The organism is Bacteroides nordii (assembly GCF_019930665.1).
Lineage (GTDB): Bacteria > Bacteroidota > Bacteroidia > Bacteroidales > Bacteroidaceae > Bacteroides > Bacteroides nordii.
Map to the genome: position 1 here is coordinate 4403667 of NZ_CP082886.1, position 14416 is coordinate 4418082.

The 14416-nt window shown below is 39.7% G+C and carries 10 protein-coding genes; 9 read left to right on the plus strand and 1 reads right to left on the minus strand.

Translation table 11 applies throughout. The features are described 5' to 3' along the window. Positions 1–14: 14 nt before the first annotated feature. Complete coding sequence (locus tag K8P02_RS17315; RefSeq protein WP_025867510.1) at positions 15–2240, plus strand: sensor histidine kinase; 2226 nt, start codon at positions 15–17, stop codon at positions 2238–2240. Here the strand turns inward: K8P02_RS17315 and K8P02_RS17320 are convergent. Next, positions 2237–2686: a DUF3267 domain-containing protein gene (locus K8P02_RS17320; protein WP_025867511.1), complete on the minus strand. Its 450-nt coding sequence runs from the start codon at positions 2684–2686 to the stop codon at positions 2237–2239. The genes K8P02_RS17315 and K8P02_RS17320 overlap by 4 nt on opposite strands. 245 nt (positions 2687–2931) lie before the next feature. Between K8P02_RS17320 and K8P02_RS17325 the strand changes: the two genes are divergently transcribed. From K8P02_RS17325 to K8P02_RS17360, 8 genes are all read left to right on the plus strand, one after another. Next, positions 2932–4290 (plus strand): sensor histidine kinase, encoded by a 1359-nt coding sequence (locus K8P02_RS17325; RefSeq protein ID WP_025867512.1) that lies wholly within the window; start codon positions 2932–2934, stop codon positions 4288–4290. Next, positions 4287–5012 carry a response regulator transcription factor gene (locus K8P02_RS17330; RefSeq protein WP_025867513.1) on the plus strand — a complete coding sequence of 242 codons (726 nt, stop codon included), beginning with the start codon at positions 4287–4289 and terminating at the stop codon, positions 5010–5012. The genes K8P02_RS17325 and K8P02_RS17330 overlap by 4 nt, the downstream gene beginning before the upstream one ends. Before the next feature lie 170 nt (positions 5013–5182). Then, entirely contained in the window at positions 5183–5794 is a 612-nt protein-coding gene (locus K8P02_RS17335; protein ID WP_223381569.1) for an RNA polymerase sigma-70 factor, read from the plus strand. 124 nt (positions 5795–5918) lie between these two features. Next, complete coding sequence (locus K8P02_RS17340; RefSeq protein WP_025867514.1) at positions 5919–7025, plus strand: FecR family protein; 1107 nt, start codon at positions 5919–5921, stop codon at positions 7023–7025. 23 nt (positions 7026–7048) lie between these two features. Continuing rightward, positions 7049–10660, plus strand: a complete 3612-nt coding sequence (locus K8P02_RS17345; protein ID WP_195570136.1) for a SusC/RagA family TonB-linked outer membrane protein — start codon at positions 7049–7051, stop codon at positions 10658–10660. 16 nt (positions 10661–10676) lie between these two features. After that, positions 10677–12206 carry a RagB/SusD family nutrient uptake outer membrane protein gene (locus K8P02_RS17350; RefSeq protein WP_025867515.1) on the plus strand — a complete coding sequence of 510 codons (1530 nt, stop codon included), beginning with the start codon at positions 10677–10679 and terminating at the stop codon, positions 12204–12206. Between the two features lie 24 nt (positions 12207–12230). Then, positions 12231–13130 (plus strand): zinc-binding metallopeptidase, encoded by a 900-nt coding sequence (locus K8P02_RS17355; protein WP_025867516.1) that lies wholly within the window; start codon positions 12231–12233, stop codon positions 13128–13130. Beyond that, entirely contained in the window at positions 13123–14406 is a 1284-nt protein-coding gene (locus K8P02_RS17360; protein WP_002558303.1) for a DUF4302 domain-containing protein, read from the plus strand. Before K8P02_RS17355 ends, K8P02_RS17360 begins: the two co-directional genes overlap by 8 nt. Positions 14407–14416: the final 10 nt, after the last annotated feature.

A 14416-nucleotide genomic window follows, 5' to 3' on the forward strand; every position in this document is an offset into this window, starting at 1 on the left:
CAAAATTGTAAGAGATGCGTACGCGTAAAGTAACGATTATCACTCTTGTAGGACTTACATTAACTCTGATACTCCAAATCGGAGGGCTATTTTATGCCTATCGCAGTAACATGGAAATGATGAAACTCACAGTAAAAAAGAGTTTTTCCATTGCCTTTTACGAAACCATCGACAATCTGGTCAACCAGCTTCCCTATCCTGACGGAACAACCGTCACCTATATACCTATTGAACCATATGCAGACCTCCCGACAGACGAGCAGAATCTGCGAGGTAATGAGTATCTGGCCCGGATATTAAAAACTGAATACGGTGTAGAATTTCCTATTGATGAATTGGCAACCGTACTGAAAAAGAAGCTGAAACAAGATCATATTGACAGCGAAGTTGTAATCAACAAAATAGATACGAAAACTCACCGGACATTGGCCAGCACAAACCCGGCATTCAACCGAAGTATAGGTGTATTAGCCTCCGAACCTTTCTTTATAGACCGTGAAAACGATATAGCCGTACAAGCCGTTATTGTTTCTCCCTACGTCTTGATTTTAAAGAAAGTATCATTACTCTATCTGTTTACTTTCGGCCTGATGACCGTAGTAATATGCAGTATCATTTCACAGATAAAGCTCATCATTCGCCAACAGCAAACCATAAAAGTACAGGAAAACTCTTTTTATGCATTAGCCGGAAACATGGCTGCTCCGGTTTCTGCCATTCCGGCTAAAATGGCGCAAGAACAATGGCAGGAAATTGAGAATGAAAGCAATACATTGCTTACGATGACCGAAGAAACTCTGACAGCCGCCCGGGAGGCAACACAACGGAATCAGGGGAAAAAACAACGTTCTTCCAAAGCACTTTCTATACTCAGTCTGGCAGGTACATTTCTGCTATTAATAATCTGGATTGTTTTTTTATACAATACCGGACAAGAAGCATTTGCACACAAAATAAATACGTATTTTGAAGAAGCATTTTTCAACGAAGTAAGTTATCATCAGTTTCCTCATTATATGGCCAGTAAAGAGAAAAAAGTAATACTCAACTTCCCGGAAACCGGCCTTACCCCTTTTGCACAAAAGCAAAAAGAGGAGGCCATACGAACAAAAGCGCCTGTAACAAGGGTATATGTTTATCACGTCTACAACTCAATCGATGCAAACTACACGCTACGCTCGGCTCTTAAAATGCTTGAAGCAATAAACTCCTGTTCCACCCCTGCTCCATTTTCTTTGCACCACATGGATTCTGTATTTATCACCTATCTACAGGAAGCAGGAATCACAAACCCGGTCAGTATCAATATACTGAAATATCCCACCTTAGAAACAGAAGAAAGCACACGCCCCGGATATACAACCGGGGCACCGGATCTGATAACCCGGTTTATCCCTCTGAACAATGATAGCAGCAAAGTAGTACAGGCAGCAATATCTTCTCCACAACTATTAATACTAAAACCGTTGTGGCCATTACTGCTTTCACTGGGATTAATGTTTATCCTCATTGTTAGTTGCGTATTCTATCAGGTGAAAATTACCTTCCTGCAACGCCGCCTTGCACAGTTCCAGAAAGATCTTACTTATGCCATGATTCATGATATGAAATCACCCCTGAACTCTATTCTTATGGGAGCACATATATTGGGTACAGGAAGAATTAACGACAATCCGGTAAAAAAAGAAAGGTATCTTCGTACTATGTCCGACGAATGCGAGCATCTGCTTACCCTGTCAAACCGGGTAATACTGCTCACACAAATAGAAGAAGACAAGTTACAGTTACATAAAGAGAATGTGGATTTAGAACCTTTGATAGATGATCTTATAGAAAAATTCCGTTTAAAAGCTCATAAGCCGGTAGAGTTTTCGAAAGTATTCCACCGTTGTCAGTCTGTTTATGCAGATGCATTCTGCCTGCGTGAAATTCTCAGTAACCTGATAGACAATGCCATCAAATACTCTCACGAAGAAGTAAAAATCAGTATTATGTGTGAAGAAGAAAATGGCTTCATTAAAATTAAAGTACACGACAACGGGTTGGGCATCCCACTGAAAGAACAAAGTAAAATATTCAATAAGTTCGAGCGTGCTTCAGCCAATAGTCGAAGTAAAGCCAACGGCTTCGGACTCGGACTAAATTATGTTCAGCAGGTGATGGTTGCACATAATGGCAGAGTCAGGGTAGAAAGTGTAGAAAATAAGTTCAGCGAGTTCACATTATCTTTCCCGGTTTAATGTATCCTCCTCTCCTTTCGCTCTAAATAATTAATTACCAGATTATTCTCCTCGAAATATCTGAGCAGCCAAATTGTTTTATAATCATTGATACCCATCAGCAGAAACGGAATGCTGATTAAAAGAAAAATGAACCGTCCGGAAAACAAAGTGTAACACAGAGGAAGAACTCCTAAAAGAAGAGCAGGCATCAAAGATACTATGACAAACTGCCATACATATAAAGGTTCACTACACGCACAGTTGGCAAACAATAGCCTCCCCTTCATTGTCAAGGAAACAGACCGGAAACCCCGCTTCACAAAAAGCAGAAAGAAAAATGCACGAATAAGTTCGTATGCAATAAACGAATAAGCATACGGAACTGTCCTCAGGATAATCTGCGTCCCACCCGCTCCACAGCTAATGGCTAACAGAGGTTTTTTATTTTCTGTATCGGTCGTCATCTCATTCCATATAAATAAAGGAAGAAGGATTTCTATTTTTCTCTACTCCCGGCATTGCAAAGATAAAACAGAGTAAATTAAGAGTATGTTATTACAATGTTATCATTACGTTAACGCTACGTTAAGCACTTCCTATACGGGGAAATTTCCATACGTACAGAACATTCGACGTTACCAAATACTTAAAAAAGTGAATAATCACAAACTATTTTTCTATCTTTGCCAACGAATTAAAAGAAAAAAGCATGAATAAACCGCTATTTCGATATATTACTGTCATTGCTATCCTGGCGGTAGTAGCACTGCAAGGAATGTGGTTTTCCAACTCCTATCATTTGTTGGAGAATGAATTGTACGACAAAATCAATAATGCTTTTCTGGAAGCACAATTACAGGAGTCCTCAAAATCAAGTAAGCAATTTGAAGGGAATATCCCCAATGGTACCGTACTCCAACTGGATTCTACCAAAATACGTGCGAAAAATGATATGGCCGACAGATTGATTTTGATAACTGCCCTGCACAGCATTCATCACGAATATAACATCCCTCTCAACTATCAATCTCTTGACTCTTGTTACAGGGAAGAGCTGGACAAAGTAAATCTCGGAAAACTCCATTTCCGTATAGATTCCGTTGACATCGATTCTACACGCTATAAATATGTAGAAGACTTTGCAGAAGACAGTAGCCTTGTCCGGCTTCACAACGAAATGCAAACCCAAATATTCCCCATTCGGGAGGACTTCTCCAAAGGTATACAGGCTACCATCGACAATCCTTATAAATTGATTATCCTTCAGATGCGAATGTTCCTCATCGGAACGGTATTGCTTCTGTTCATCGTGATCTATTGCCTTGTACAACAAATCAAAGTGATTGTGAAACAAAACAAAATAGCCAAGATACGCGAGGACTTCTCCTATGCCATGATACATGATATGAAAACCCCACTCAGTTCTATCCTCATGGGTACACGTATCCTGCGCAGTGGAAAGCTGGATGATAAACCGGAACGGAAAGAGAAGTATTTCGACATCATGGAGGACGAAGAAGAACATTTGCTGGCATTGGTCAATAAGGTACTGACATTGTCAAAGCTGGAAGAGGGCAAACTGCTGCTCGAGAAAAAGGAGGTAAGCCTGCGTCCTATTATAGAAGATCTCACCGAAAAGTTTACTGCCAAAGCAGAAAAGCCTGTTGAATTCATTCTTGATCTACAGGAAGAAAAAGTATATGCAGATGAAGAGTTTCTGAAAGAAGCTATCAGCAATCTGATTGATAATGCCATCAAATACTCGGAAGAGAGTGTACAAATAAAAATATCTTCTTCGGCCTCATCCAATGGATATACACACATCAGTGTGAAAGATAACGGTATGGGTATTCCACTGAAAGAGCAAGGAAAAATATTCGAGAAATTTGAACGTGCCTCAGCAGTACAGCGAAATCGAAAAGGAGGAGCTCCGGGTTTTGGACTTGGATTAAACTATGTATTCCATGTTGTACGGGCACATCACGGAAGCGTAAAACTTGAAAGTATAGAGGGAGAATATAGCGAATTTACTATAAATATTCCACAACAAAATAAAGAGATAGTATGATAAGGTTATTATTAGTTGAAGACGATGCCAACCTAAGGTATATTATCCAGGGCGGGCTTGAAGACATGATTGGCGGATATGAAATAAAAGATGCCGCCAACGGTGTGGAAGGATTAAAAATATGGCAGGAATGGAAACCGGACGTGATCGTTTCGGACATTGAAATGCCTGTAATGGATGGATATGAAATGGTGAAACGCATCCGCGAAACCGATACAGATACACCTATTCTATTCAGTTCGGGACGGGTATCGCCCAAAGACGTAGTAAAAGGCTACGAGTTGGGAGTAAACAACTATCTGAAAAAACCATTTCTCCCGGAAGAACTGAATGCACATGTGCAGGCATTGATGAAGATGAGCCAAAAAGCACCGGAAAAGCCTGTAGCACCCACAAATACAGCAACAGTAGATGAAGCTATCTACCGGATAGGTAAGAATTATACACTGGATGCGGAACATGCTACGCTAAAGTACGCATCAGGAAGTAGCAGAACGCTGACAGTACGCGAAGCTGCACTTTTACAGATGCTTTGTGAAAAGAAAGGTGAAGTGGTAAAACGGGAAACTATTCTTGAAAAACTATGGGGTACAGAAGATGATTACTTTGCTTCACGTAGCCTGGACGTATTTGTCACTAAATTAAGAAAACTATTCGCAGAAGACGAAACAGTGAGTATCAAAACAGTAAAAGGAGTGGGTTTGACTCTGTTGGAAGAGTAAGAACAATACATTTGTTATTGTTTTCGTTTTTTATTTCCCATATTAACTACTCATACTTATTGATCTGCTATAATAAATACTTTAAAAAAAACAAAAATTAGAATACATAACTGGCATACTATCAGCAAAGTAATCGCAGATTTCATAGCATAATACGAATACCGGATCGGATGAATAATAAAAAAGACATTTTCATGCACGATGCACAGCTCATTAATGGAATAAGAAAAGGGGACCATGATACATTCAGATTCATCTTTGACCATTACTATGCCTTGATGTGCTCCATTGCATATGAATATGTAGAAGATTATCACCTTAGCCAAAATATAGCGGAAGATGTCATGCTCTCCATTTGGGAGAAAAGAGAACTACTGAATATTTCAACATCCGTAAAGTCGTATCTGCTAACTTCTGTACACAATAAAAGTATTGACTATCTACGCAGTTATTCCCGGGAAGCAGAAGTAGTCAGCTTTGAAAGCGAAATTGGCTCATCGAGTTGCTATATTCCGGACCAAGAGATGTTTGAACAAATTATTTTGTCGGAGCTGGAAGATAAAATAGAAGACATCATCCGGGAAATGCCGGAAGAATGTAGAAAAGTGTTTTTACTCAGCCGGTACGGTGACAAAAGTTATGCTGAGATTGCCGACGAACTAAATATTTCTGTCAATACCGTAAAATACCACATAAAAAAAGCACTCAGCTTGCTTAGAGAAGAGTTGAAAGATTACATTCTTGCTATTACAGCCCTATATTTCTATCTCTTTAATCAATAAAATCCGATTCGGACAGACTTCGTGATATCTTTTTCGATAAAAAATAAACTTTTTATCGAAAATATATCATTTCTCACTACCCTACTGAATTCTTCGGTCGTCCTACTTATAAAAGGCGACAAGTATGAATAGTAATATTGATGTTTTTAATCTTATAGACAAGCAGTTCTCCAAACGAATTTCAAAAGAAGAAGAAGCTGTTTTGAGAGCATGGTATGAAAGTAGTGCCGAAAACAGGCAACTATACAAAGAATACTATTTCTTAATCAAAAGCATGCGTATATCCAGAAACAGATTTTTCTTCAAATCGGATATAGAATCTGCATATATGCATTTTGTAAAGAAGACCGGATTGAAAAAGCCCCGGAAAAGCAAACTACACTTTATCACTCTTCACCCATGGATGAAATATGCCGCTGTATTTGTTATCGCATTCGGATTAGGAGTGGGCTCTTATTATGTATTTTCTCCATCCCCCTTTTCTTCTTATCTGGCACAAACCATCGAGATACCTTATGGCTCCAAGTCTAAAGTGACTTTGCCGGACGGAACTTCTGTCTGGTTAAATTCGGGTAGCCGCCTCTCATATCAGGAGAGCTTCGGACAATCTGATAGAAATGTTTCTTTGGATGGCGAAGCCTATTTTGAAGTTACTAAAAATAAACTTCTCCCATTCAGTGTTCTTTCCGGAAAAGTGAAAATTAAAGTACTCGGTACCAAATTCAACTTCAAATCATATGCAGAAGATGAAAGTGCCCGGGTTACTTTGGTTGAAGGTAGCTTGAATGTAGGCAGCATAGAAGGACAGGCAAAAAACATATTACTTATCCCCAACCAACAGGCTGTAATTAATAAAAAAGAGAATCGTGTAACTGTAAAAAGCGTAGATGCTCAAAGTTACGCAATGTGGACACAGCCCAAACAGGAAATACTGGATGCCATTTCGAGCAATGTAACCGGACAACCTACCGCAGCAATCCGGGTTCCCAGCGTAACATTAAGAAACACACTATTCTTTAATGAAGAACCTTTAAGCCAGATTGTACGCGATCTTGAACGTGCATTCAACGTCAAAATAGAAATAAAAGACAAACAACTATGTACGGAGCGCTTCTATGGTGATTTCCGAAACGATGAAACAATAACGAAGATACTCGATATTATGGCAGCTAACAACAACCTGCACTACACAATCAATGGAGATGAGATAATCATATCAAGAAATAATTAATTACAACTTTAACAATAGCGCCGATGTATGTAAAAGAATGGAAAGCCCTCATGAAGATGGCTTTAATCACCTGTTTTCTGGTCTGTGCACAAATCGTTTCTGCTCAGGAGAAAAATATATCTCTTGAACTGAAAAATGTAACAGTCAAAGAAGCTTTAGAACAGCTAAAAGCAAAAACTACTTATTCGTTGTGGTTTAATGTAAGTGAAGTGGACCTGGGACGAAAAATAACGATCAATTTCCAGGATAAGTCCATTAACGAAGCGTTAGACATTATCCTGAAAGGGCAAGCTTTGAATTATGAAATAAAAGATAAATACATTCAGATATTCAAGCCCCGGCAAAACTCTGAGAAAGGGAAAAACAAACAAATATCAGGTACAGTAGTAGATGATATGGGAGAGAGTCTGCCGGGGGTAAGCGTCAGGTTTAAAGAAGATGCTACGGTAGGTACGGTAACCGACCTCGACGGACATTTTCAGATAAGTATTCCTGAAAAAGCAAAGACCCTGATTGTTTCTTACATCGGAATGGAGACTAAAGAGTTACCTATCAAAGAGGGTAACATAAAAATTACGCTTAGTTCAGATTCCCAAATGCTGGAAGAGGTCGTTGTAACAGGTATGACTAAAGTGGATAAACGTTTGTTTACCGGTGCAACTGACAGGCTTAAAGCAGAAGATGCACGTTTGGACGGTATACCGGACGTAAGCCGTGCTTTGGAAGGACGTTCCGCCGGAGTATCTGTACAAAATGTATCCGGAACGTTTGGTACAGCCCCGAAAATACGTGTCCGCGGTGCCACTTCTATTTATGGTAGTTCGAAACCTTTATGGGTCGTTGACGGAGTGGTTATGGAAGATGCGGTAGAAATTGATGCCGACGACTTATCTTCCGGTGATGCTGTAACCCTGATAAGTTCGGCGATAGCCGGACTAAGTGCCGATGATATTGAAAGCTTTCAGATTTTGAAAGACGGATCGGCTACTTCAATATATGGTGCCAGAGCAATGGCAGGTGTTGTGGTTATTACTACCAAAAGGGGGCAAGCCGGTGTCAGCCGCATTAACTATACGGGAGAATTTACATCCCGATTAAAGCCTAATTATGACAATTTCAACATAATGGGTTCTCAGGAACAGATGGGTGTTTACAATGAAATGGCAGAAAAAGGCTGGTTGATTTTCTCCGACACTTACAGAGCTTCCAACAGTGGAGTATATGGAAAAATGTATCAACTCATTAATTCCTATAACCCCAAAAATCAATCGTGGGGATTAGTGAATACTCCGGAAGCACAGGCTGCCTACCTTCAAATGGCCGAAATGAGAAATACAAACTGGTTTGATGAATTGTTCAACAATAACATTACCATGAACCACTCAATAAGTATCAGTTCTGGTACGGAGAAAGCTAAATACTACGGTTCAATCAGTATTTACAATGATCCGGGATGGACAAAGGCCAGCTCGGTTAAGAGATATACAGCCAATGCAAACGCTTCTTTCAATCTTTCTAATAACCTGACGTTGACATTATTATCCAATGGTTCATACAGAAAGCAGAAGGCTCCCGGAACTTTAAGCCAGGAGATAGATGTGGTAAGCGGAGAAGTCAGACGGGATTTTGACATCAACCCGTATAGCTACGCATTGAATACTTCAAGAACATTAGCATTGAAAGATGCTGACGGACTTGTATATTATACAAGAAATTATGCCCCTTTCAACATCCTGAATGAATTAGATAAAAACTATATTGACCTGGATGTAGTAGACCTTAAATTTCAGGGTGAACTAAACTGGAAAATTATCAAAGGACTCGAAGCTAATGTAGTAGGAGCCGTAAAATATCAGATGACTTCACAGGACCATCTGATAAAAGAGAATTCAAACCAACCGGAAGCATATCGTGCAGCAGGGGACGCTACTATACGCGACAGGAATCCTCTATTATATAAAAATCCGGATGTCCCCAATTCTTTGCCTGTTGTCGTTTTGCCGGAAGGAGGTATATTCGATAAAAACGAATATAAATTATTAGGCTATGATTTCAGAGCCAGTTTAAGCTACAATACAAGTTTCAAAGACAAACATATCATGAATCTGTTTGCCGGAACAGAAGCCAACTCAGCCGACCGGACCCAATACTGGTCAAGAGGATGGGGATATCAATACGAAAAAGGAGGTATACCTTTTTATGATTATCTGATATTTAAGCAAGGAATAGAACAAAATAACCAGTATTACTACAACGATTTGACCTATTCACGCAACCTCGCCTTTTTCGGGATGGGAACCTATTCATATATGGGGAAATATACAGCTACCGGAACAATCCGCTATGAGGGTTCCAACAGACTGGGTAAAGCCCGTTCGGCCCGCTGGCTACCCACATGGAATGTAGCTGCTGCGTGGAATATGCACGAAGAAGAATTCTTTGAGAAGCTAACTCCGGCTCTGTCTCATTTTACCTTGAAAGCATCCTATAGTCTTACAGCCGACAGAGGACCTGCTTTTGTCACCAATTCTCGTGTTGTATATCGTAACTACTCCCCTTTTCGTCCTTTTGCAGGTGTGAAAGAATCAGGTTTGCAAATAGAAGATCTGGAAAACAGTGAATTGACTTACGAGAAGAAACATGAGTTTAATGTGGGTGCCGACTTTGGCTTCATTGACAACAGAATTAATCTGAGCCTGGATTATTATACCCGTAATAACTACGACTTAATAGGGCTTATCAACACTCAAGGCGGTGGCGGACAGGGTACTAAGTATGCCAATGTAGCTTCCATGAAATCAAGCGGAGTGGAATTTACCTTATCAACAAAAAATATACGTACTAAAGATTTTCAGTGGACCACGGATTTCATCTTCTCAAAATCAAAGAATGAAATAACCGAACTGGATTCGAAAGCACGTGTAATGAGCCTTATCTCCGGTATGGGATTTGCAGAAAAAGGGTATCCTGTACGTGCATTATTTTCCATTCCGTTCCAGGGTCTGAATGAAGATGGACTCCCTACTTTTATCAACGAAGACGGAGAGGTTACAATTACAGATATCAACTTCCAGGAAGCCCTAAAGAAAGATTTTCTGAAATACGAAGGTCCTACCGACCCGACTATTACCGGAAGTTTCGGCAATATCTTTTCGTACAAGAGTTTTAAATTGAATGTTTTCATGACTTATTCTTTTGGAAATGTAGTTCGTCTTGACCCTGTATTCAAAAGCGAGTACTCCGATCTGGACGCTATGCCTAAGGAATTCAGGAACAGATGGACCGTACCGGGAGATGAAGCCTATACCAACATACCCGTTATAGCTCATACCCGTCAGGTGAAAGATATTCCAAACCTGAAATATGCCTATAATGCATATAACTATTCGGATGTTCGTGTAGCAAAAGGTGACTTCATCCGAATGAAAGAAATCTCTTTGTCATATGATTTCAATCCAGCCTGGATCAAACAGTTCAAGCTGAACAATCTACAACTTAAATTACAAGCTACAAACCTATTTCTGATTTATTCGGATTCCAAATTAAACGGACAGGATCCGGAATTCTTCCGCTCCGGAGGAGTTGCTTCTCCCGTACCCAAACAGTTCACTTTAACTTTAAGACTTGGATTATAAAAAGACTGCAATGAATATGAAACATAAAAATAAATACTCAACATGGTTTGGAGTCACAGTAATGCTCCTGATGATATCCTCTTGTGACGGTTTTCTGGATAAAATGCCGGATAACAGAACCGAGCTCGACAATAACGAGAAAGTACTGCAACTGCTCGTCTCAGCCTATTCTACCGGAACTTACGTACAAGTTACAGAATTAATGTCTGATAATGTTGCAGATAACGGTCCGCTCTATATCTCTTACAATAAAAGTGTGGAAGAAAGCTACAAATGGCAGGATTTTACAGATAACCAGCAGGATACTCCACAATTTATCTGGAATGAGTACTATAAGGCAATAGCCGCCGCCAATCATGCATTGGAATACCTCAGTACTTCCGAAGGAGACGACGAAACAGAAGTGGCTGCCAAAGGAGAAGCTCTTATCTGTCGCGCATACTCGCACTTCATTCTGGCCAATGTCTTTTGTAAAGCATATAATGCACAAACAAGCAGTGCAGACCTGGGAATACCTTACGTAGAAAAACCGGAAAAAATAGTATCCGGAAAATACGAAAGGGGGACTGTTGCGGAAGTATATGAAAAGATAAATCGTGATATAGAAGAAGGCCTGCCACTTATTGACGACACAAAGTACAAAAGTACTGTTATCAAATACCATTTTAATCAGAAAGCAGCTTATGCTTTTGCCGCACGATTCAACCTGTATTATGGCAATTATGATAAAGCTGCCCAATATGCAACAAAGGCCATTGGAGACAATCCGGCAAAAGTGCTCCGTAACCTTACGCAATACCAGAGCATTGCCGCTGCAAAAGATTGTGGTATTGCCTATGTAAAAGCTGAATTACCATGTAATCTCCTGTTAATGCCCGCTACATCTATGTGGAATTACAACCACTGGAGCTCTAAATATTGCAGATATGCAATGAATACAGCCAAACTGCAGGAAACCTACTGGAGCTTAGGACCCTGGGTAACTCCGGAATATCTTTATCATGCCAATAAGATATATGGAGGCGATCAGACATCCTACTATCCCAAACTCTATGGATTTATTGAGTATACGGATGTCATATCCGGCATAGGATATCTGAACATTGTAAATACGGTTTTCACTACTGATGAAACGCTTCTTTGCCGCGCAGAAGCATATATACATATGAAAGATTATGCCAATGCAGCAAAAGATCTGATCTCCTGGTATGATTCACACACTATAAAAGGGGTAAAACCGCTGACTGAAGATTACATCAATGCCTATTACAAAACAGCAGATAAAGCATTGCGTCCGGAGTTAAACCCAATGTTTGAGATTGAGAGTGACAAACAGCTAAACTTTATGTACTGTCTTTTGCACTTCCGACGTATAGAAACCGCACATGAAGGCCTCAGGTGGTTTGACATTAAACGATTCGGTATCGAAATCAAACACAACATATCCGGGCAAGCTGACGATATCCTGACAAAAGACGATCCCAGAAGAGTATTGCAGTTACCTGCAGATGCAATCGGAGCCGGTATGCAACCTAATCCCAGATAATAATAAATAAATGTACAAAAATATATGAAGAAGATTTTATTATACACATTAGCAATCTTTTTAACCGGAGTGATGATATCTTCCTGCTCTGATGATGAATTTGGAGAAAGTATTTTTAATACAACTCCTCGTGAGCGCACAGAGTTTGACAATTGGTTGCTTCAAAACTATGTGAAAGAATATAATATTGATTTCAAATACCGGATGGAAGACATAGAAGCAGACATGTCATACAATCTTATTCCGGCTGAAGTGGAGAAGTCAAAAAAACTAGCAAAAATTATCAAGTATCTGTGGCTTGAATCTTACGATGAGATATTCGACAAAACCGGAAAAAACAAGGACTTCATGAGAACTTATGCACCCAAAGTCATTCTGCTGGTTGGTTCATCAGCCATCAATGCCTCTTCTTCTACAGAAGTATTAGGTTCGGCAGAAGCTGGCATCAAAGTCATATTATATAAGGTGAATGCCATAGATCCTACAGACGTAGAGATGTTGAATGAATACTATTTTGAAACAATGCATCATGAATTTGCTCACATCCTGCACCAGAAAAAAAACTATCCTACCGAATATAATCAAATATCTGCAGCCGACTACTCCTCTACCGGCTGGCAAAACAGAACGGAACAACAAGCCTGGAAACTTGGTTTCGTCACCCCCTATGCAGGTATGGAACCACAAGAAGACTTCGTAGAAGTAATAGCCAACTATCTTGTTAAACCGGATGGTTTCTGGGAGAACATGCTGGCAAATGCAGGAACAGAGGGAGCTACCAAAATACAAACCAAGTTCGATATGGTAAAAGAATGGCTAATGACTGCGTGGAATATTGACATTGATGAATTAAGAACCATTATCATCAGACGTTCCGGAGATATTGATTCAATTTTAAATGAAAAAATAGCATACAATGAATAAATTAGCTTATACTATCATTGCTTTGTTTACATTGTGCATTACTTCATGCTCAGATGAAAAAAACATATTTGACAGTTCTTCTGCCAACAGGATGAATGCAATGTTGCAACAGTGTAAAGAAATACTGACTGGATCGGAAAACGGATGGATTTTTGAATATTACCCCGAAGATAACAAATACGGAGGGTTCCGTTTCTACATGGTCTTCTCTAAACAGGGAGAAGTAAGTATTACTGCAGAGTCGCCCATACTGGAATCACCGGGTGACCAAGCCACAAGTATGTATCAGATAAAGGGAGACATGGGCCCTATATTAAGTTTTGATACATACAATCACATACTGCACCAGTTCTCCGATCCCAATCCGGATGGACTTGGTTACGAGGGTGACTATGAATTCATCATTCTTAATGTAGCCAAAGACAAAATCGAGTTAAAGGGAAAAAAGAATGGGACTAAAATGCAAATGATCCCTCTGCCCAATGATATGACATGGGAAAGTTACAGTAGTAAGCTGGATAAGATGATAGAAGCTTTCCCGGGATTCACCATGCGTTTGAATGTAAATGGTACTACTATTGAAATGGAAGAATCTGAAGAGATAGGACGTTACCAGACTTTCAACCTGCCGGAAGGAGTCAGCTCATCAGCCGAAGGGATGGCCTATATCTATACTACAGATGGCATCAAATTCAAAGAGCCTATAACCATTGCAGGAAAAACAATACAGAATTTCACTGCTTCGGAAGATAAAACTCACCTGACTTGTACAGACGAAGGAGCAGACAATGTACAAATCACACAGATGCCTTTAGGAGAAGCATTTGTAACAAAAAAAGGTAACTGGTTCTTTGACACGAAACAGATGGGGCCCCGATTTACTACCATGTGGAATACTGCTGCCGAAAACATGAAAAAAGACCTTTATGGACAAGGTCCGGAAGAGTTACAACAGGCCTCTTTACAAAGTCCTTATCAGGTATTTACTATATACAGTTATTCAATTAATGACAGAAAATTGTATAGTGCTAATTTTTATATGGACTTCGTTCCGATAAAAGATGCCGACCAGGTGAAAATAATTTTCGCTGGAGGAGGAGATGATTTCGCCAGATACTTCTATATGGAATATTTCAAAATGATTCTAGGATACATGAGTGATGACGAACCATACAACATGACTTATAACAACCTGAAAAGTCCAAGTGAAATCACATTCAGAAGAAACGATAATCCCGACGTCGTTTGGTTCAAAACAATCAGATACATTAAATAACCACATAAAA

Coding starts and splice junctions, on each gene's coding strand:
- K8P02_RS17335 (WP_223381569.1), top strand. CDS start 5,183: ATGAATAATAAAAAAGACATTTTCATGCACGATGCACAGCTCATTAAT.
- K8P02_RS17360 (WP_002558303.1), top strand. CDS start 13,123: ATGAATAAATTAGCTTATACTATCATTGCTTTGTTTACATTGTGCATT.
- K8P02_RS17325 (WP_025867512.1), top strand. CDS start 2,932: ATGAATAAACCGCTATTTCGATATATTACTGTCATTGCTATCCTGGCG.
- K8P02_RS17355 (WP_025867516.1), top strand. CDS start 12,231: ATGAAGAAGATTTTATTATACACATTAGCAATCTTTTTAACCGGAGTG.
- K8P02_RS17315 (WP_025867510.1), top strand. CDS start 15: ATGCGTACGCGTAAAGTAACGATTATCACTCTTGTAGGACTTACATTA.
- K8P02_RS17340 (WP_025867514.1), top strand. CDS start 5,919: ATGAATAGTAATATTGATGTTTTTAATCTTATAGACAAGCAGTTCTCC.
- K8P02_RS17320 (WP_025867511.1), bottom strand. CDS start 2,686: ATGACGACCGATACAGAAAATAAAAAACCTCTGTTAGCCATTAGCTGT.
- K8P02_RS17345 (WP_195570136.1), top strand. CDS start 7,049: ATGTATGTAAAAGAATGGAAAGCCCTCATGAAGATGGCTTTAATCACC.
- K8P02_RS17330 (WP_025867513.1), top strand. CDS start 4,287: ATGATAAGGTTATTATTAGTTGAAGACGATGCCAACCTAAGGTATATT.
- K8P02_RS17350 (WP_025867515.1), top strand. CDS start 10,677: ATGAAACATAAAAATAAATACTCAACATGGTTTGGAGTCACAGTAATG.